The sequence below is a fragment of the Sphingomonas sp. BLHR8 genome (assembly GCF_056821725.1).
In genome coordinates, this window is sequence record NZ_JBPDIM010000001.1 from 94,625 (window position 1) to 111,178 (window position 16,554).

Annotated in this window: 17 protein-coding genes, 1 tRNA gene and 1 pseudogene; 8 read left to right on the forward strand and 11 right to left on the reverse strand. The window is 67.7% G+C overall.

Going from position 1 to position 16,554, the window contains the following annotated elements:
- Positions 1-112: 112 nt before the first annotated feature.
- Both ACRYJK_RS00495 and ACRYJK_RS00500 read right to left on the reverse strand, forming a co-directional pair.
- Entirely contained in the window at positions 113-1,750 is a 1,638-nt protein-coding gene (locus ACRYJK_RS00495) for a phospholipase D family protein (RefSeq protein WP_482665641.1), read from the reverse strand.
- A complete protein-coding gene (locus tag ACRYJK_RS00500) occupies positions 1,705-2,607 on the reverse strand; it encodes a LysR family transcriptional regulator (protein WP_482665642.1) in 903 nt (300 codons plus the stop codon). Before ACRYJK_RS00500 ends, ACRYJK_RS00495 begins: the two co-directional genes overlap by 46 nt.
- A gap of 101 nt (positions 2,608-2,708) precedes the next feature.
- On the opposite strand from ACRYJK_RS00500, the gene ACRYJK_RS00505 reads away from it, so the two are divergent.
- From ACRYJK_RS00505 to ACRYJK_RS00515, 3 genes and pseudogenes are all read left to right on the forward strand, one after another.
- Positions 2,709-3,407, forward strand: a complete 699-nt coding sequence (locus ACRYJK_RS00505; protein WP_482665643.1) for a pirin family protein — start codon at positions 2,709-2,711, stop codon at positions 3,405-3,407.
- A 62-nt stretch (positions 3,408-3,469) separates the two neighbouring features.
- A complete protein-coding gene (locus ACRYJK_RS00510; protein ID WP_482665644.1) occupies positions 3,470-4,003 on the forward strand; it encodes an NADPH-dependent FMN reductase in 534 nt (177 codons plus the stop codon).
- A gap of 320 nt (positions 4,004-4,323) precedes the next feature.
- Positions 4,324-4,599, forward strand: a pseudogene (locus ACRYJK_RS00515) (SDR family oxidoreductase); the annotation flags it as partial.
- Positions 4,600-4,622: 23 nt separating this feature from the next.
- Here the strand turns inward: ACRYJK_RS00515 and ACRYJK_RS00520 are convergent.
- The 4 genes from ACRYJK_RS00520 to ACRYJK_RS00535 all read right to left on the reverse strand — a co-directional run bounded on the left by ACRYJK_RS00520 (position 4,623) and on the right by ACRYJK_RS00535 (position 7,005).
- Positions 4,623-4,698: transfer RNA gene (locus ACRYJK_RS00520), tRNA-Val, on the reverse strand.
- Positions 4,699-4,744: 46 nt separating this feature from the next.
- Positions 4,745-5,725: a MarR family transcriptional regulator gene (locus tag ACRYJK_RS00525; protein ID WP_482665645.1), complete on the reverse strand. Its 981-nt coding sequence runs from the start codon at positions 5,723-5,725 to the stop codon at positions 4,745-4,747.
- A gap of 150 nt (positions 5,726-5,875) precedes the next feature.
- Positions 5,876-6,289: an EVE domain-containing protein gene (locus ACRYJK_RS00530; RefSeq protein ID WP_482665646.1), complete on the reverse strand. Its 414-nt coding sequence runs from the start codon at positions 6,287-6,289 to the stop codon at positions 5,876-5,878.
- Positions 6,290-6,306: 17 nt separating this feature from the next.
- Complete coding sequence (locus tag ACRYJK_RS00535; protein WP_482665647.1) at positions 6,307-7,005, reverse strand: fasciclin domain-containing protein; 699 nt, start codon at positions 7,003-7,005, stop codon at positions 6,307-6,309.
- A 44-nt stretch (positions 7,006-7,049) separates the two neighbouring features.
- Here ACRYJK_RS00535 and ACRYJK_RS00540 point away from each other — a divergent pair, with 44 nt between their 5' ends.
- Entirely contained in the window at positions 7,050-8,021 is a 972-nt protein-coding gene (locus ACRYJK_RS00540; RefSeq protein WP_482665648.1) for an isopenicillin N synthase family dioxygenase, read from the forward strand.
- A 9-nt stretch (positions 8,022-8,030) separates the two neighbouring features.
- Here ACRYJK_RS00540 and ACRYJK_RS00545 read toward each other — a convergent pair whose 3' ends face one another.
- Together ACRYJK_RS00545 and ACRYJK_RS00550 are read right to left on the reverse strand one after the other, a co-directional pair.
- On the reverse strand, positions 8,031-8,777 hold the full coding sequence (locus ACRYJK_RS00545) for an SDR family oxidoreductase (RefSeq protein ID WP_482665649.1): 747 nt from the start codon (positions 8,775-8,777) through the stop codon (positions 8,031-8,033).
- A complete protein-coding gene (locus ACRYJK_RS00550) occupies positions 8,774-9,154 on the reverse strand; it encodes a dihydroneopterin aldolase (protein ID WP_482665650.1) in 381 nt (126 codons plus the stop codon). The genes ACRYJK_RS00545 and ACRYJK_RS00550 overlap by 4 nt, the downstream gene beginning before the upstream one ends.
- Before the next feature lie 74 nt (positions 9,155-9,228).
- Here ACRYJK_RS00550 and ACRYJK_RS00555 point away from each other — a divergent pair, with 74 nt between their 5' ends.
- Genes ACRYJK_RS00555 through ACRYJK_RS00570 form a run of 4 tightly spaced genes read left to right on the forward strand, consistent with a single transcriptional unit; the run spans position 9,229 to position 12,156 of the window.
- Positions 9,229-9,732, forward strand: coding sequence for a GNAT family N-acetyltransferase (locus tag ACRYJK_RS00555; protein ID WP_482665651.1), 504 nt, complete (start codon positions 9,229-9,231; stop codon positions 9,730-9,732).
- Between the two features lie 47 nt (positions 9,733-9,779).
- Positions 9,780-10,340 carry a DUF1285 domain-containing protein gene (locus tag ACRYJK_RS00560; protein WP_482665652.1) on the forward strand — a complete coding sequence of 187 codons (561 nt, stop codon included), beginning with the start codon at positions 9,780-9,782 and terminating at the stop codon, positions 10,338-10,340.
- Positions 10,337-10,960: a CoA pyrophosphatase gene (locus ACRYJK_RS00565; RefSeq protein ID WP_482665653.1), complete on the forward strand. Its 624-nt coding sequence runs from the start codon at positions 10,337-10,339 to the stop codon at positions 10,958-10,960. Before ACRYJK_RS00560 ends, ACRYJK_RS00565 begins: the two co-directional genes overlap by 4 nt.
- Positions 10,957-12,156, forward strand: coding sequence for a CCA tRNA nucleotidyltransferase (locus ACRYJK_RS00570; RefSeq protein ID WP_482665654.1), 1,200 nt, complete (start codon positions 10,957-10,959; stop codon positions 12,154-12,156). The genes ACRYJK_RS00565 and ACRYJK_RS00570 overlap by 4 nt, the downstream gene beginning before the upstream one ends.
- Here ACRYJK_RS00570 and ACRYJK_RS00575 read toward each other — a convergent pair.
- The 3 genes from ACRYJK_RS00575 to ACRYJK_RS00585 form a co-directional block, all read right to left on the reverse strand.
- Positions 12,135-13,727 carry a putative bifunctional diguanylate cyclase/phosphodiesterase gene (locus tag ACRYJK_RS00575; protein ID WP_482665655.1) on the reverse strand — a complete coding sequence of 531 codons (1,593 nt, stop codon included), beginning with the start codon at positions 13,725-13,727 and terminating at the stop codon, positions 12,135-12,137. The genes ACRYJK_RS00570 and ACRYJK_RS00575 overlap by 22 nt on opposite strands.
- A gap of 127 nt (positions 13,728-13,854) precedes the next feature.
- A complete protein-coding gene (gene parC / locus ACRYJK_RS00580) occupies positions 13,855-16,137 on the reverse strand; it encodes a DNA topoisomerase IV subunit A (protein WP_482665656.1) in 2,283 nt (760 codons plus the stop codon).
- A gap of 75 nt (positions 16,138-16,212) precedes the next feature.
- Positions 16,213-16,542 carry a hypothetical protein gene (locus ACRYJK_RS00585; RefSeq protein ID WP_482665657.1) on the reverse strand — a complete coding sequence of 110 codons (330 nt, stop codon included), beginning with the start codon at positions 16,540-16,542 and terminating at the stop codon, positions 16,213-16,215.
- Between the last annotated feature and the right edge of the window lie 12 nt (positions 16,543-16,554).

Sequence of the window (16,554 nt, forward strand, 5' to 3'; positions counted from 1 at the left end):
AAGCGATTTCTGTCACTAGCGCCGAAGTTCCCCGTTTCGGTTCTTGGCCTGCCCGTCTTCCTAAACCTCGAACACAAAGCGAAGACAAAGCAACGGGTGCCCCTGGGCGATTCTACAGCAACCACTCGACCGGCAGCCGGGACAGGGTCGAGACCAGCAGCCGGCTCCAGACGGTTGTGCCCGGCTCGGTTCTATGCACGACCGTGCGGTCACCACGCCGTTCTACCCACTCGAGCTCGCCAGTGTCGTCGAGGCGAACCTGGTAGGCCGCGCCCGGCAGGGCGGCGCGGAGGCGCTGTTCGACGAAACCAGTCAGTTCGGGACTGTCGATAACAAAGCCCAATTCGGTGTTCAGCTGGGCGGAGCGGGGGTCCAGATTAAATGACCCGACGAACAAACGCCGCCCGTCGACGGTGAAGGTCTTGGCGTGAAGCGCCTGGCCGCCTCCTTGCGGCACGCCGCTCGTGGAACCTGCCCCGCTGCTGTCGGACCCACTCCCGCTTCCGCCCGAGCGCCAGCCGCGCTTCGCCGCGACGCCGCCAGCCTCCCTCTTGAGTTCCCAAAGCCGAACCCCAGCGCGAAGTAGTGCCGTCCGGTCGCCGGCATAGCCGGAATGGACGACCGGCACGTCCGTGGACTCATAGGCATTGGTGACGACTTGCACCGCTGCGCCTCGGCCGGTCACCGTGGCAAGCCGTTCAATCAACGGCTCGGTTGGTACGAAATAGCCGGATACGAGCCCTAGTCGCTCACGAGTGACCCCAAGTATTTGCTCGAGCTGCGTGATGAGCAGGTCGCTGCGTTGGGCGCGGCCGAGCGCCTTGCTGGGGTCGTCGCTGACCAGCGTGACGGGCGCCCATGTCAAAGGCATCCTCCCGCTCGAAAGCTGATCTACAAGGCCGGTCTCACGCAACGCCTCCAGATAGGCCTGCGCGACCGGCGTGGTTCGGTCCGCCCGTCTGAGCGGTGTTCGCACGGCGTCCGCAGCGAGGATCCGCTCGGCCGGGTAGGAGGAGGCGCTGTTCCAATAGGCATCGAAATCACGTGACGTTGCCTGCACCACCGGGCCGACAGCCAGCGTGTCGAGATCGACGAACAACGCTCCCCCGCCAGCCCCGAAATATTCGTCCCCGATGTTCCGGCCACCGATCACCGTGACATGATTGTCGACCGTGAAGGATTTGTTGTGCATGCGCCGGTTGAGGCGACCGAAGTCGGCCACCCAGCCAAGCAGGCGCGGCGACCGCACGGTAAACGGATTGAACAGACGCAGCTCGATATTCGGATGCGCGTTCAGCCTCGCCAGCAGCGGATCGAGCCCGGCCGTGTTGTTGTCGTCTAGCAGCAAACGCACGCGTACCCCGCGCTCCGCGGCTTTCAGCAATTCGTCGAACAGCAGCCCGCCGGTCAGATCGTCGTGCCAGATATAATATTGCGCATCGATGCTCCGCTCCGCGGTGCGGGCGAGCAGCATGCGCGTGGCAAAGGCTTCCCTTCCGTCCGCCAGGAGCCGCAATCCGGACTGATCTGGGTGCTCGGCGATGCTTTGCTTGATCGCCCTCCCCAAGATGCCGTCCTGGTCTGCCGAAACGGCAAAGGTCGCCTCACGCCCCGCGAGCGATGGGAGAGGGTTCAGCAAACGAACGACCACCACGACCGCGATCAGGCTTGCGACGGCCGCGCCGGACCAGGCCAGCCAGAGTTTCAATCCGGCCGCCCCAGTGCGTTTTCGAACGCGTCCAAGAGCCACGAGGTGGCCGGGCCGGGGAGGTGCGCTTTTCGCCAGAGAGCGTGCAATCGGTAATCGACGCTCGACCCTTCGGACAGGTTGAGGATCTTCAATCGGCCGCTGGCCAGATCGTCTTCGATCAAGTGCCGCGGCATGTTTCCCCATCCGCTCCCACCGATGAGCAACTGTCGCTTGGCCGCCAGGTCGGCGAGCCGCCATGTGCGCGGGCTGAGGACAGAGAATTCCTGACCCTCGGTGAAGGAGGAGCGATCGGTCAGCACCAGTTGCAGATAATTGTGCGCCTGGCCGGACGGGATGACCGTCGCTTTCGCCAGCGGGTGATTGGGCGATGCGACCGGAACGAGTTCGATCCGACCGATCTCCCTGCGTTCGAGGTCTGGACGATCGAGGATCACCGGGCCGGCAATGGCAAGGTCGGCACTTCGTTCGATAACATGGGCGGCAACGGCGCCCAGAGCCTCAACGTGAAGATGCAGGTCGGTCAGAGGAAAGAGTTGCTGAAATTCGTGGAGGATGGCGGAGACAGGTTTGAGCGGTACCATCACATCAAGCGCGATCGATACCTCTGTTTCGATCCCGGCATGGATGCTCCGCGCCCGTGCAATCAGGCTTTCGGCCTCATTTACGACTGCCCGTGCCCCGGCCAGCAGCGAACGGCCGGAAGGCGTTAAGTGCGGCCGCCGCGAACCCTGCCGATCGAACAGGACAACGTCCAACTGCGTTTCCAGAGCGGCGATACCATAGCTGATAACCGACACTGCCCGGCCGAGCTTGCGAGCCGCTGCATTGAAGCTGCCCTCGTCGTGCACGGCCAGGAATATACGCAACTGGTCGAGCGTCGGTTGACCAATATCCACTATTCAATTCCATCGAACAACAGCGTCGACTTTATCCGAGTTTTCCGGCCACGCGCAATCGCCATATTGGAGTTCGAGACATTGAACTCTGTGAGGTTGCTATGATCGAGGTGAGGAAATTCGAGACGCTCGGCGCCGCCAATCACGGCTGGCTCGACGCCCGCCATCATTTCTCGTTCGCCGGCTATCACGATCCTGCGCGCACCAATTGGGGCAGTCTGCGCGTCTGGAACGACGATGCCATTGCGGCCAAGTCGGGCTTTCCCGCTCACCCGCACAGCGACATGGAGATCATCACCTATGTTCGCGAAGGCGCGATTACGCATCGCGACAGCATGGGCAATGAAGGGCGCACCGAGGCCGGCGACGTCCAGGTGATGTCGGCCGGGACGGGCGTGACCCATTCCGAGTTCAACCTGGAAGACAGCACCACTCGCCTGTTCCAGATCTGGATCATCCCTGACGAACGCGGCGTCGCTCCGGGATGGGGCGCTCGACCGTTTCCGAAGGACGAGCGGGCGGGCCGCTTCGTGACGCTCGCTTCGGGATTTCCCGAAGACACCGACGCTCTGCCGATCCGCGCCCACGCCCGTGTCCTAGGCGCGACCCTACGTTCCGGCGAAAGCGTCACGTACGAAACCTCGCCAGACCGGCACCTCTATCTCGTCCCGGCAACCGGCGCGATCCGGATTGACCAGGAAGTGGCCCAGGCCCGCGACGGCGTCGCCATCACCGGGCTCGACCGCTTCACCGTGACTGCCATCGACGACAGCGAAATCGTCATGGTCGATGCTGCCTGACACCCATGCACTCATTTCTTTGAAAGGACCGTACCATGTCGAAATCATTCAAGGTAGCTGTCGTGGTCGGCAGCCTGCGCAAGGACTCGATCAATCGTAAAGCGGCGAATGAGCTCATCCGCCTCGCACCGGACCATCTGCAGTTCGATTTTCTCGAGATCGGCGACCTGGCGCTGTACGACGAGGATGTGGAGGCGGCGGGCCCCCCGCAGCCCTGGACCCGGTTTCGCGATCAACTCTCGGCGGCCGACGCGGTCCTGTTCGTCACCCCCGAATACAATCGCTCGGTGCCTGCGGCGCTCAAGAACGCCATCGACGTCGGCTCGCGGCCCTACGGCCAAAGCGCTTGGTCCAAAAAGCCGGCGGCCGTGATGTCCATATCGCCGGGCGGGATCAGCGGTTTCGGCGCCAACCATCACCTGCGCCAGTCGCTGGTCTTCCTCGACATGCCCGTGCTCCAGCAGCCCGAAGCCTATGTCGGAAACGGGTTCGACCTGTTCGACGAAGCCGGTCGGCTGAAGAACGACGGGACGGAAAAGTTCTTCCAAAGCTTCATCGAAGCCTTCGCCCAATGGATTGCCCGGACTTCAGGATAAGTCGCCGACCGGCGGTCGCTGCAAAATTCAAGGAGTAGCCCCATGACCCGGATGCCCGCGCTGTTCATCGGCCATGGGAGCCCGATGAATAGTTTGGAGACGAACGGCTACACCAGTTCGTGGCGCTCATTCGGGAAACGGCTCCCCCGTCCCCGGGCAATCCTCGTGGTCTCGGCGCACGCCGTGACCGCGATGCCCCGGCCTCGGACAATCCACGACTTCTACGGCTTCCCCAAAGAGTTGTTCGAGTTTGATTACTCCGCGGGGTCGGCAATCAGTCAGGCTACGCCGCGAGCAAGCACGGCGTCGTTGGCCTTACGCGCAACAGCGCGATCGAATACGGGCAGTTTGGCATTCAGATCAACGCCATCGCGCCGGGCGCGATCATGACTCCGATGGTCGAAGGATCGCTCCGGCAGATGGGTGGCGACGATTGGGAAGAGGTCGGCAAGGACTTCGTCGAACCCAACCCAATGAAGCGCTTCGGCAAGCCGGAGGAAGTCGCAGCGCTGGTTGCGTTCCTGCTGTCCGGGGAAAGCGGGTTCATCAACGGCGCCGTCATAACGATCGACGGCGGACAGTCCTACAAACATTAGTGTGGGGAGCTGCTCAGCGATTCTGGTGGGCGGTGACGGGCTCGAACCGCCGACCCTCTCGGTGTAAACGAGATGCTCTACCAACTGAGCTAACCGCCCGCGCCGCCCCCTTTGCCGGGCGCTGCGCGGGCGGGCAAGCCCTGCGTCAGATTGTCAGGCGCGCGTCGTGCAGGCGCGCGAAATATCGGTGCATCGCGTCGGTCGCGCCATCGGACAGCGCAACATAGATGCGTCGTCCGTCGAGCGGATCGCTTTGCCGCACGAACAGCCCGGAATCGGTCAGCGTCTTGATCCACCGCAGCGCGGTCGTGGCAGGGACGGCGGCGGCAATGCACAGCGACGACACCGACACGCGCAGCCGGTCGAGCTTTGCGGCATAGAGGTCGAGCAGCATGTCCCACGCGGGGTCCGCAAACAGCGCGCTGTCGAACAGTTCATCGCGCATGCGGCGCTGCCGGATCACCAGCCGGACATCGCCCGGCGTCACCGTGGCGCGAGCGTGGGCTTCGTCCTGTCCCTCGTAAGCGCGCGATGGGCTTTCGACCTGACAGTCCTCGATGAAGGGGGATGGCGGCGCTGCACTGCGCGCGGGCATGGGAGGGGGCGAGGGGTCCATGCTCATCCGGGCGAGCATGCGCGAGATGCGCTGCACTTCGTCCTGCAGGCTGCGGATCTCGCGGTCGCGATCCTGCGCTTCGACCGAATGGACGACACCGCGCGCCACGCGGAGCCGGTCCGCCAGCACGATCTCGATCTCGACAGGCGATGGATCGACGAGCAGGCTCACGTCATCGGACGCGTCGAACGCGGCATAGACGTCATCGAGACGTTCGATCGGGCAACTGACACACAACGGCAGCGCTTCTTCGAGCTGGCGGGCAGCGACTGTCGCCAGATCGGAATGCGACGTGCGATCGAGATCGAGCCACGCGACATCGCCGACCGGCCCATACGCAGCCTGATCGACGGGATGTTGGTTGAAGGCGATGCCAAGCCCCGCAGCGACGTCCGCGACGAGCGTTCCGTCGCCGTCGGCCCACAGCGTCAGCGACGCGCTTCGCACCGACGGCGCCCCTGCTCGGTTCAGAAATGGATTGGCAGCGGTCGTCGCCCCATCTTGCAGCATATTGGTCCCCTTTGGCGACGTTTGGTCCACGCACGCGCCAAGCCGGTGACTAACCGGATCCGGCGCGTTGGGAAGAGCGGGAAGCGGTCACGATATCGCCAGATTGAACCGGGTTGACGCGCGTTCCCGCGGAGCGCGGTCCGAAATGGACTATTTGCGCGCCACTGCCACACCTTTGCCTAGCGCGAGGACGTGGGCCCACTCCTCGTCGGTGAAGGGGACGACCGACAAGCGCGACTGTCGCACGAGCTTGTTATCCGCCATCGCCGGGTCGGCCTTGATCGTCGCGAGCGTGACCGGCTGACACAGCCGCGCCACGGGTTCGACCCGCACGGCGACCCAGGGGCTGCCGTCGCCGGCGGTCGGGTCTGCAAAGGCCGCTTCGACGATGCGCATCACGCCGACGACCTCCTTGCCGATCACGCTGTGATAGAAAAAGGCTTCGTCGCCGACCGCCATGTCGCGCAGGTTGCGCGCGGCGGCGTGGCTGCGCACCCCGTCCCACATCCCGTGCCCTTCGCGCACCAGATCGTCCCAGCTGTAGGCGTCGGGTTCCGATTTCATGAGCCAGTGGGCCACGGTCATTGCCTCCCCATATTGCCTGGAACGCCGGTTGCAGACGCGGCCCCGGCCGCCGCCGCCACCCCCGGCAAGGGCCCGACCCAATGGTCGAGGACGTAGGTCGCGCCGTTGCGCGTCTGGATATGCGTATCCCCCATCGTCGCGGTCGAACCGTCCGCGAGGGTGACGCGCAGCAGCGGTCCGTCGAGGGCGATCGTTACGTTCTCGCCCGCCCGGTTGCTCAGGACGAAGGGCATTGTCCCGGCGGCGCGGATTGCGCTCTTGAGTTCGTCGGCGCGCCAGGTGCGGTCGAACGACAGCCGGCGCATCGCGATCGCGGCGGCCGGGCCGGATGCCGCCGCCAGCGCGCGACGTTGCGCTTCGTCCATTTGCGCGAAGGCGGTATCGCGCGGGGCGAGCAACGTTGCCTGGGCCATGCGAGAAAGGCTCGCGCCCTCGCCGCTGTCACGCAGCAGGCGGTTGATCGTGGCGAACTCCGGCAGCGCCAGCGCGGCGACGACATTGGCCGGTTCCTGCGCCCGCGGCGGGGCGGGGCGGGGCGGGCGCGCAGCCGCTGCGCGCCGCGGCTCAGGCACAGGTTCGGCTTCCGTCGCCGGCGCGCCGCTGCACGCGCTAAGCGCCAGCGCGAGCCCGACCAGGCCGGTCATCGCGCGATGCTTGCGCCGGGCGAACCGGGCGTTAGGGGTCGTGACGTTCACGCGCCGCTCTTGCCTCGCGGCGCGTCGACAGGGAACCCCTGACCATGACCGATGTCGCGATGAACTCTGTTGAAGGCGCAGACGCGGTGCGCGCCGTCCCCGTTCTGTCGCTCGACGGGATGGACGACGCCACCTTCGCGCAGGCGTTCGGGAGCAGCTTTTCCACCTATGGCTTTGCGATGGTGAAGGATCACGGGCTCGATCCGGCGCTCGTCGATCGCGCCTGGGCGATGACCAAGGCCTATTTCGCGCTCGATGACGCGACCAAGCGCAAATATCACATCCCGGGCACCGGCGGCGCGCGGGGCTACACCCCGTTCGGGACGGAGATCGCCAAGGGGGCGGAGGTCGTCGACCTCAAGGAATTCTGGCACGTCGGCCGAGACCTGCCCGCCGGCCATCCGCTCAGCGGGCAGCAGCCCAACAATGTCTGGCCAAGCGAGGTGAACGGTTTCCGCGAAACGCTGGAAGCGATGTTCGCCGAATTCGACCGCGTCGGCGCGCGCCTGCTGGCGGCGATCGCGCGCTACCTCGACCTCGATCCCGACTGGTTCGTGGAGCCGACGCGCGACGGCAACAGCGTGCTGCGCCTGCTCCACTACCCCCCGGTCGAGGGTGGAGCGGTCGGCATCCGCGCGGAGGCGCATGAGGACATCAACCTCATCACCCTGCTGCTCGGCGCGGAGGAGGCGGGGCTCGAAATCCTCGAGCCCGACGGCAGCTGGCTGCCGGTGAGCCCGCCGGAAGGCGCGCTCGCGGTCAACGTCGGTGACATGCTGCAGCGGCTGACCAACCATCGGCTGCCGTCGACGACGCACCGCGTGCGCAACCCGGACGGCGCACGCGCCAGCCACAGCCGCTACTCGATGCCGTTCTTCCTGCACCTGCGCTCGGACTTCCCGATCGCGACGTTGCCCGGCTGCATCGATGCCGAACATCCGAACCGCTACCCCGAACCGATCCTCGCCGACGACTATCTGCAGCAGCGGCTGCGGGAGATCGGGCTGATCAAATAGCGCCGCGCGTCAGAGGTAGGCGAAATCGCGCGGATAGCCGCGCAGGTTGGCGCCGCCATCGACGCAGATCGTCTGTCCGCTGACTTCCTCGGCGCGCGCGAGGTACAGGACAGCGTCGGCGATCCCCTGCGGCGTCGAGAGGCGCTCGAGCGGCATGTGCGCGACCAGCCGCTCCATGCGTCCCTCCTCATAGTTATGCGCGGGGAGGGTGACGCCCGGCGCGACCGCGTTCACCCGCACATGCGGGGCGAGCGCCACCGCCAACGTGCGGGTCGCCTGCCACAACGCCTGTTTGGAGATGGTGTAGCCGATCTGGTCGGGCACCGGCATCGCCACACGCTGGTCGAGGATGTTGACCACCGCGCTGCCGCCCCGCCCAGCAAGGCGCCGGGCGAGCAGCACCGGCGCGATAGTGTTGACGGCCAGCGTCTGGGTCAACGTCTCCGCTTCGAGCCGGGACACCTCATCCTCCGCGAATATCGAGGCGTTGTTGACGACCAAGCGGGGCGTGCCCAGCCCTTCGCTCACCGCATCGAACAGCCGATCCGGCCCATCCGGCTCGGCGAGGTCGGCGAGGAACAGCTGTGGCGACTGGCCCGCGTCGGCGAGTGCGGCGACCAGAGCGGGGTCCAGATCATGCTGGTGCCGCGCGTGCAGCGCCACCGTCCAGCCGGCCCGCGCAAGCGTTGCGGCAATCGCCGCGCCGACGCGCTGCACCGACCCGGTGACGAGCGCGACGGGGCGGGGCTTGCTCACCGGCGGTACCTTTTGAGGCGGATGCCGATGCGCTCGCGCGCGGTGGCGATGGCGAGCTTCACGATCCGGACCTCCACCGACATGACGCGGTCGTCCTGCATGAACAGCGTGTCGATGATATGGTCGGCGACCGCCTCGACCAGCGTGAAATGCCCCTCCGCCGGCAGCGATGTCATCACCGCGTGGTGAAGGTCCATATAGTTCTTGGACGCGCTCAGCGGCGTCGTGGGCGCATAATGGTCGGCCACCGCGAGCTCGGCGGTTACGTCGATCCGCAGCGGTTGGGGAAGGTGCGTCTCCTCGGAATAAATGCCGGTGAGCACGTCGACCTCGAGGTCGCGCACCTCGAGCAGCAGGTGGTCTTCGCGATCGGTCACGAGCGGGCGCATTCTTTCCTGTCCGCGCGCGTGACAAGCTGTCCCGCGCTCCCTAAGCGCGAGCGCCTTTAGCGGTGGGGTGCGCGCTGGTCGAGATCACTTCCCTGGAACACGCCGCGCCGCATGAGGTCGAGGCGCTGCTGGATGCGGCGTTCGGCGTCGATCGGCGGACGCGCGCGGTGTATCGCGTGCGCGCTGGACTGGCGTGGCTGCCCGACCTCTCCTTCGCCGCAATGCACGGTGCGGATCTAGTCGCCAGCCTGCAAAGCTGGCCCGTGCGCTTGGCCGGCGACGGCGCGAGCGTCACGCCGCTCGTGCTGGTTGGTCCGGTGGCGGTCGCCCCGGCAATGCAGGGGCGCGGCCTCGGCACCGCCCTGATGCGTGCGCTGATTGCGGCGGCGAAGGCTGCGGACACACCACCGCTGATGATGGTCGGGGATCCCGAATATTATGCGCGCTTCGGCTTCTCCGCCGGTGCGACGCGCGGCTGGCGCCTGCCGGGATCGTTCGAGGCCCGACGACTGCTGGCGCGCGACGCGCCTGACGGGCGCAGCGGGATGCTCGTCGGCGGCTGGTGATCCCGCCCCCCTCGCGCCACGGCGCAGGCTCGGCTAAGCCCAAGCGCATGAGCGCCGACACGCCCGACTTCGCCGCGAGCCCGCTCGCCGATCTGCTCGCCGCAGCCAACCGGCCCGGCGCGTCGGTCGATCAGTGGAACCCCGAACATTGCGGGCAGATCGACATTCGCGTCGATGCTGCCGGACGCTGGTTTCACGAAGGTAGCGAGATCCGCCGTCCCGCGCTGGTCAAGCTGTTCGCGCGCGTCCTGCGCCGCGAGCCCGACGGCACCTACGTGCTCGTCACCCCGGCGGAGAAGATGGCAATCGAGGTCGAGGATGCGCCACTCGTCGCGGTCGAGGCGCGCTTCGATGGAGCGGGTGAGGGCGCCACGCTGACGCTTCGCTGCGCCACGGGCGAACTGGTGGCGGTCGACGACGCGCATCCGCTGACTCTGCGCGATGGTCCGGCGGGGCGGCTCCCCTACCTGCATGTGCGCGGTCCGCTCGACCGCGCGATCGAAGCCCGACCGACGCGCTCCTGCTACCTCGACCTTGCGACTCACGCCGATGCCGAGGGCATGGTGTGGAGCGGCGGGCGGCGCTGGGCGGTTGGCGATCCGGCGTGAGTGCGCTTGCTGCGGAGCTGTCGCGCCGGCTCGCCCTCTCCTCCACGGCGCCGCTGCACGAGGGCGATTCGGGCGTGGCGCCCGCGTCGTTGACGCCAGCGGCGGTACTGGTCGCCTTCGTCGAGCGACCGCGCCCGCATCTGCTGCTGACGCGGCGCCAGCCTCACTTGCGGCGGCACTCCGGGCAGACCGCCTTTCCCGGCGGGCGCATCGACCCGTCCGACCCCGACGCGGTTGCCGCTGCGTTGCGCGAGGCGTGGGAGGAGGTGGCGCTGTCGCCCGACGCCACGCACGTCGTCGGCACCGTCGCGCCTTATCGCACGGGGACAGGCTTTCACGTCACGCCGGTCATCGCGGTGATCGCCGCCGACCTGCCGCTCGCGCCGCAGGAGAGCGAGGTCGCGCACATCTTTGAAGCGCCCGCCGACCGCCTGTTCGATCCAGCGCATCAGATCGCCCGCTCGGCCATTTGGGAGGGGCGCGAGCGCCACTATTACGATATCGCCGTGGGGGAGGAGCGCGTGTGGGGCGCGACCGCGGGTATGATCCGCAACATCGGCGCCGCGCTCGGCCTCGACCGCGATCCGGGGGCGCTCAACCGGGCGGTGATCGGCGCGTGACCGGTCTGCCCGCCGCCGCGTGGCGCGAAGATCCGGCGCTCCACCGCACGCTCGAAGCGCTCACCGATGCGCGGTTCGGGCGGCCGCGCGCGGTGGGCGGGGCGGTGCGCGATACGCTGGCCGGGATCGCCGTCACCGACGTCGACCTCGCCACGCCGCTGCGCCCCGACGAGGTCGTGCGCCGGCTGGAGGCGGCGGGGCTGAAGGCGGTGCCCACCGGCATCGCCCACGGCACGGTCACGGCTGTGGCGGACGGAAAGCCGTTCGAGGTGACGACGTTGCGCCGCGATGTCGCCACTGACGGGCGCCGCGCGACGGTCGCCTTTGCCGACGACTGGGCGGAAGACGCGCAGCGGCGCGACTTCACGATCAACGCTATGTACGCCGACCCGGTGACGGGCGAGCTGTTCGATCCCGTCGGTGGCCGCGCCGACCTCGCCGCGGGGCGGGTGCGCTTCATTGGCGACGCCGCCACGCGGATCGCGGAGGACCATTTGCGCATCATGCGCTGGTTCCGCTTCGACGCGCGCTTTGGCGGCGGCGAGGGCGATCCGACGACGGAGGCGGTCATCGCCGCCCATGCCCGAACGCTGCGCGCTCTGTCGCGCGAACGCGTCGCCGACGAGCTGTTGCGTTTGCTCGCGCTGCCCGACCCCGCTCCTGCGGTTGCGCGCATGGCGCGGCTCGGCGTTCTTGCGGAAATCGCAGGCGAAGCGATGCCCGATGGCCCCGCCCGGCTCGAGCGGCTGGTGCGCGCTGAAGCAGCGGCACAGGTCGAACCGGACGCGCTGCGGCGGCTGATCGCGCTAGGGCCGGCCGATGCGGAACGCGCCGAGGGGCTCGCCGCCCGGCTGCGGTTGTCGACCCGGCAGCGCAAGCACATCGCCGCGACCCTGTCGGTGTCGGACGCGATGGGCGGGCGCGAATTGGCCTATCGCAACGGTGCGGGGGTCGCGCGCGATGCTGCACTGTTGCGCGGTGATGCGACCGCTGCCGCCGAGCTCGCGGCGTTCGAGCCGCCGCTTTTCCCGCTACGCGGCCGCGACCTTATCGCGCGCGGGGTGCCGGCGGGACCGGAGGTGGCGCGGCTCCTCAAACAGATCGAAGCGGCGTGGATTGCTAAGGGTTTTCCCGGGTCGGACGGCACCGCAGCCCTGGTCGACGCCGCGCTGGGTCAGGCGGCGACGGCGCGGTAGGCGTCGTGCGCGCTCAGCGGGCGCGCGAACAGATAACCCTGCCCCTGATTGCAGCCGAGTTGCGCGATTTCCCGCGCCACCCCCTCGCTCTCGATCCCCTCCGCCGTGGTCCGCATGCTGAGCGCTGACGCGAGATGCTGGATCGTGCGGACGATCGCCCGCGCTTCGTCGCGCGTGTCGACATCCCTGATCAGACTGCGGTCGATTTTCAGCGTGTCGATCGGCAGCCGCGCGAGGCTCGCAATGTTGGAATAGCCGGTGCCGAAATCGTCCATCGCCACGCCGATGCCGCGCAGCGCGAGCGCTCGAAACACCTCCGCCGCGCGGTCCGGATCGGTCACCACCGCGCTTTCGGTAATCTCGACGATCAACCGGTCGGGCGCGACCCCGGTCGCCTCAGCCGCGGCATCGACCGCCGCCGGCAGGTCGTCGCGCAACAGCTGCAGCGGCGACACATTGACGGCAACGCGCGTGTCGACCCGGCCGCCCGCCGCCGCATCCCAGCGACCGAGCGTCGCCAGCACATCGTGCAGCACCTGCCGGCCCAGTTCGACGATCAGCCCGCAGTCCTCCGCCACCGCGACGAATTCACCGGGCGGCACGGCCCGTCCATCGCGCGTCCAGCGAGCCAGCGCTTCGAAGCCGACGATGCGGCGCGAGGGGAGGTCGACCAGCGGCTGATAGGCGCAGACGATCTCCCGCCGCTCCAGTGCGCTGCGCAGTGCCGATTCGCAGTCGAGCCGCGCGCGCGCCTCCGACTGCTCGCCACGCGCGTAAAAGGCGGGCGCGAGACCCGCCTGCTTCGTCGTCTTCAGCCCGATCTGGGCAAAGCGCAGCCAGTCCTCGGGTCCGGTCCCGTCCTGCGGCGTCAATCGCGCGAGCCCACCGACCGCCGCGTCGATGCTGATGCGCAAGTCGCCGATGCGGAACGGATCGTCGAACAGCGCGCGCATGCGGCCGGCAAGCGTGGCGGCGTCCTCACCATCCACTTGCAGCAGCAAGGCAAATTCATTGCCTCCGATGCGCGCGAGAATGTCGCTTTGCCGGAGCGCGCGGCGCAACCGATTGGCCACCGCCAGCAGCAGTTCGTCAGCGGCGAGCGGGCCGAGGCTTTCGTTGATGCGGCTGAAGCGGGCGAGGTCGACCAGCAGCAGCATATGGCCGCCGTCCGCCACGCGCGGGGCCGCCATCGCCTCGATCAGCGCGGCGCGGTTGGGGAGGCCGGTGAGGTCGTCGCTCAGCGCTTCGCGCCGCAGCGCCGCCTCGCTGCGCCGCTGGCGCGTGAGATCGTTGAGCGCGAGGAGCACGCGGCCGTCGTTGAGCGTCCGCAGCGACACGTCGAAACTGCGCCCGGTCGGCCCCGGCTCCTCCCAGACGAACTCGTGCGTGACCGTCGGGCTGTGCCGACGGGGCATGTCCATCACCGCGCGCACGATGCCGGCGTGCGTTCGCCCGTCGAGGCCGCCTGCGCACAGCCCTTTGAAGGCGTCGTTCGCGGCGACGATGCGCGCGCCCGCCTGATCGGCCAGAGATAGGTCGAGGATCGCGCATGCACCCGGGAGCAGGCGCACGGGCACGGTCAACTCGCCGGTACGCCGCAAATACCTTTGAAGGTCGAGTTGACCTGGAAGTCCCATCGCGCCGCAGTCTTGCGCCAAACTGGTGAATCACCTCCTCGGCGAGATGGTTAGCGCACGGTCAATCGAAGCGATGGTCGCGGGGAAAGCCCGTCGGTGCGATGCGGCCCGCGCCGCCCCGCGCAGTGCGCCAGGGCGTGAGGTCGGCTTCGGTGCGGGTGCGTCCTTCGGCCCCGCCCATCGTCCATGAGAGGCCGTCTTCGAGCCGCAACGTGCGCGCGTCGGCGAGCCCACCGTCACGATAGCGTTGCAGCATGACGCCTTGACCGCGCGCCATCTCCGGTAGCTCTGCCAGCGCAAAGACCGAAAGTTTGCGGTTGTCGCCGACCACCGCCACGGCGTCGTCGCCCGGCGCGACCGGTCGCACGACGCTCAGCCGCGCGCCGGCGCGGGGGTTCACGACCTGCTTGCCCTTGCGGGTTTCGGCGATGCAATCGGCGGCGCGTACGATGAAGCCGTGGCCGCTGGTGGCAGCGACGAGCAGGCGGGTGTCGCTGCGCGGGCTCGCGGCGAGCATGGCGACGATGGCGCCCTCGCCTTCGATGTCGGCGAACAGCCGCACCGGCTCGCCAAAGCCCCGTCCGCCGGGGAGCTTGTCGCCCGCCAGACTGAAGCAACGCCCCTCCCCGGTGAAAAGTAGGATGCGATCGGTCGTCTGCGCGGTCGCCGCAAAGGCGAGCGCGTCGCCTTCCTTGAATTTGAGGTCGGCGGAGCGAGCCGCGTCGACATGTCCCTTCATCGCGCGCACCCAGCCGCGTTTCGACAGGACCACGGTGATCGGCTCGCGTTCGATCATCGCCTCGAACGGGATCTCGCGCGCCGCCGCGGCTTCGGCGATGATCGTGCGGCGCGCGCCGAGCGCCGTTTCCGGGCCATATTCCTCGCGCAGTTTGGCGAGGTCGCGTTTCATCCGCGTGCGCTGGCGCGCCGGGCTGTCGAGCAACGCCGCTAGGTCGCCGCGCTCTTTGATGAGCGCGTCGCGCTCCTTGATCAGCGCCATCTCCTCGAGCTTGCGCAACGACCGCAGACGCATGTTGAGGATCGCTTCGGCCTGGCGGTCGGTCAGCTCGAATTCCGCCATCAGCAGCGGTTTGGGTTCATCCTCGTTGCGGATGATCTCGATCACGCGGTCGAGGTTGAGGTAGGCGATGATATAGCCGCCGACGAGCTCCAGTCGGTCGTCGATGCGCGCGATGCGATGGCGCGTGCGGCGGACGAGCACCTCGAACTGGTGGGCGAGCCATTCGCTCAGCACCTGCTTCAGCCCCATCACGTGCGGGGTGCGTCTGGCGTCGAGCACGTTGAGGTTGAGCGGCAGGCGCGTTTCGAGGTCGGTCAGCCGGTAGAGCGACTCCTTCAGCACCTCGGCATCAACCGTGCGGCTGCGCGGCACGAACACGATGCGCAGGTCCTCGGCGCTCTCGTCGCGCACGTCCTCGAGAATCGGCAGCTTCTTGTCGGCGATGATCTGCGCGATCTGTTCGATCAGCTTGCCCTTGGCGACGCCGTAGGGGATTTGCGTCACGACCAGCTGCCAGGCGCCGGGGCCGTCGCCCTTTTCGGGCGTGTCGGTGAAGCGCGCGCGCACCCGGAACGATCCGCGCCCGCTGGCATAGGCGGCGGCGATGGCGGCGGGGCTGTCGACAATCTGCCCCCCGGTGGGGAGGTCGGGGCCGCGCACATGCTCGAGCAGCGCTTCCAGCGGCGCGTCGGGCTGGTCGATCAGCAGTGTCGCCGCGTCGATCAGCTCGGCGGCGTTGTGCGGGGGGATGCTGGTCGCCATCCCCACCGCGATCCCGCTCGCGCCGTTGGCGAGGAGGTTGGGGAACAGCCCCGGCATCACCTCGGGCTCGTGCTCTTCGCCGTTGTAGGTCGCGCGAAAATCGACGGTGCCTTCGTCGAGCCCGGCCATCAGGTCGATCGCGACCTTGGTCAGCCGTGCTTCGGTGTAGCGATAGGCAGCAGCATTATCGCCGTCGATGTTGCCGAAATTGCCCTGTCCGTCGACCAGCGGGTAGCGCAGGGCAAAATCCTGCGCGAGCCGGACCATCGCATCATAGGCGGCGGTGTCGCCGTGCGGGTGATATTTACCGATGACTTCGCCAACGATCCGCGCACATTTCTTGTGCCCGGTGGCGGGGTCGAGCCGCAGCCCGCGCATCGCCCAGAGAAGGCGGCGGTGGACCGGCTTCAGACCGTCGCGCAGGTCCGGCAGCGAGCGAGCTGTGATCGTGGAGAGCGCGTAGACGAGATAGCGGTCGCTGAGCGCGTCATCGAACGGCGTATCGGCAATGCCGGGCCCCGCCGGTTCATCCATCGGTTCTTGCGTCAGCACCCCGTCCATCGTCGCGCGGCACTAGCAGCGGGGGGCGGCGGGTCAATGCGAAGGCGGCAATTGGCCGCCTCCGCCCACATTCGCTTACTCGTCGGTCAGGCGCGGACCTTCCGCATCCTCCTCCTCGATCGCCTCCCCGTAAGCGTCTTCCTCGTCGTCGTGTGCAGGTTCACCGCGAAAGGCGCCATAATCGATGCGGCCCGAGCTCACCATCTGGTTCATCGTATCGACGAGGTCGGGCGCATCGCTTGGAGCGACGTCGTAACCGCCCGACACCTTTTCGCTGTCGACCGTGGGGTCCCCGCCCTCGATATTGGCCAAAGCCTCGTCGGCGACCGTCTGCGCCTGGCGGTCCTCATCATATTGTTCGTCGTTGGTCGTTTCATGGGCGAGGCCCGGGCGCGGATCGTTCATGGAAAGCTCCTT

What these genes read in the sequence shown, in the direction of transcription:
- ACRYJK_RS00540 (WP_482665648.1), top strand. Translation starts at nt 7,050, where the DNA reads ATGACCGATGTCGCGATGAACTCTGTTGAAGGCGCAGACGCGGTGCGC.
- parC (WP_482665656.1), bottom strand. Translation starts at nt 16,137, where the DNA reads ATGGACGGGGTGCTGACGCAAGAACCGATGGATGAACCGGCGGGGCCC.
- ACRYJK_RS00560 (WP_482665652.1), top strand. Translation starts at nt 9,780, where the DNA reads ATGAGCGCCGACACGCCCGACTTCGCCGCGAGCCCGCTCGCCGATCTG.
- ACRYJK_RS00530 (WP_482665646.1), bottom strand. Translation starts at nt 6,289, where the DNA reads ATGAAATCGGAACCCGACGCCTACAGCTGGGACGATCTGGTGCGCGAA.
- ACRYJK_RS00505 (WP_482665643.1), top strand. Translation starts at nt 2,709, where the DNA reads ATGATCGAGGTGAGGAAATTCGAGACGCTCGGCGCCGCCAATCACGGC.
- ACRYJK_RS00585 (WP_482665657.1), bottom strand. Translation starts at nt 16,542, where the DNA reads ATGAACGATCCGCGCCCGGGCCTCGCCCATGAAACGACCAACGACGAA.
- ACRYJK_RS00525 (WP_482665645.1), bottom strand. Translation starts at nt 5,725, where the DNA reads ATGCTGCAAGATGGGGCGACGACCGCTGCCAATCCATTTCTGAACCGA.